The following is a 1,635-nucleotide window of genomic DNA, read 5'->3' on the forward strand; positions in this document are numbered from 1 at the left end:
CACAACGATAATACGGCGGCCACGCGCCGCGTTCCTCTCTGGCTGATCGGCCGTGCCTGGGATGGCCTGCCCATGCCGGACGCCCAGACGCAACTGGCCGGCCTTGTCTTGCAGGCCCTTGATCTGCCGCACAGGCCGCGCCCGGAATAGAGGCGGAACTCCCCACACCGACAACAGCCCCGGCAGGATTTGCAATGACGGGACAAAAGATTTTCCGTTGCCGGACTGCGGGACAAACACAAATGCATGGCAAAAGCGCCAGCAAGGAGCAGGAGATGAAAAACGTCGGCCAGGACAGCATGATGCTGCAAGACAACAGCGGGTCCAGCGGGTATGTGTGGATTCTGTTTGCGGCTTTTTTCTGGTCTTTGCTCGGCGTGTCTTCCAAATTCTGCATTGCCGGTGGTGTTCAGCCGCTGGAAACAGCCTTCTGGCGGGCCGCCATCGGCTGCGTCTGCTTTCTGATACACGCAGCCCTGACCCGGTCTTTGCGCGTCAAAATCCGTGACGCCCTGATTTTCATGCTTTTCGGCCTCTGGGGAACAGGCGTCTTTTTTGCCGCCATGCAGATGTCCATCAAGCTCAGCGGCGGGGCCACGGCCGTGGTGCTTCTGTACACCGCGCCCGTATGGGTCGCCTTTTTTTCGCGCCTGCTGTTTGGCGAACACATCACCAGACGCAAAACCCTGGCCATCGGCATCGCACTGTGCGGCACAACCCTGGTATGCTTTACCGGCGGCAGCATACCGGGCGAAACATCCATGCTCGGCATCGCCTGCGGCCTGCTGGCGGGATTCAGCTATGCCACGCACTACCCTTTCTACCGCTGGTGGCAGACGCGCTACTCCACCGCCGCCATTTACGGCTATATGCTTATCGGCGGCATTGTGTCGCTGGGACTCTTTGAGCCGATCCACCTGAGCCACAGCCCGCAGATATGGGGCTGGCTTTTCATCCTCGGTTTTCTGACGTGCTATCTTGCCTATTTCTGTTACGGCATGGGGCTGAAACGCATCAGCCTGGTACGGGCTGCCGTGACCTGCCATCTGGAACCCGTTCTCGGCACGTTATGGGTCTGGCTGTTCTGGGACGAAAACTTCACCCCGCTGGGCTGGTTCGGCGGCGCGCTGGTGCTTGGGGCTGTCCTGCTGCTCACCACCGACAAAAGTAAGGAATAACAGGCGAAAAATCAATACGCAGGTACATGCGCCGCATCAGCGGGCATGTGCCGCGCCATCCGCTGCGCTTCCCTGCCCGCGTCGCGCTTTCAGCATGCGGGCCTTGCAGATGATCTCCGGCCGGTATTCAAAATGCATGATGTCATACTCATGCCATTTGCCACCCCAGATAAAGCCCGCCTGCTCCATAGCATCAACGATGACAGAAGGATATCCGCGCTGCATGGGATGCGGACGCAGCTTGCTCCAGCGCCAGTAAGGGGCCAGACGCGCACTCAGATCCACCGCAATGCCGTACGCATGCGGACTAAGCCGTGCTTCGCCGGCTATGCGCCGCCACACAAACCCTCCGTCAACCTTCAGGTAATCCTTTAGATGCGGCTCGTTACGTACGGCAACGGCAAGACGCGCATCAGCCCGGCCCAGCGCACGGGCAGCCGGAGCGGAAAGGCGCAGG

2 protein-coding genes are annotated in these 1,635 nt (G+C 60.1%); one reads left to right on the top strand and one right to left on the bottom strand.

What is annotated here, in order from left to right:
* Positions 1-275: 275 nt before the first annotated feature.
* Positions 276-1,178, top strand: a complete 903-nt coding sequence (locus tag V6C07_RS04415; RefSeq protein ID WP_333535152.1) for a DMT family transporter — start codon at positions 276-278, stop codon at positions 1,176-1,178.
* Between the two features lie 36 nt (positions 1,179-1,214).
* Here V6C07_RS04415 and V6C07_RS04420 read toward each other — a convergent pair.
* A partial coding sequence (locus tag V6C07_RS04420; protein WP_333535153.1) for a M15 family metallopeptidase occupies positions 1,215-1,635 on the bottom strand: 421 nt, incomplete at its 5' end.

Source organism: Desulfovibrio sp. 1214_IL3152, from assembly GCF_036763055.1.
GTDB lineage: Bacteria > Desulfobacterota > Desulfovibrionia > Desulfovibrionales > Desulfovibrionaceae > Desulfovibrio.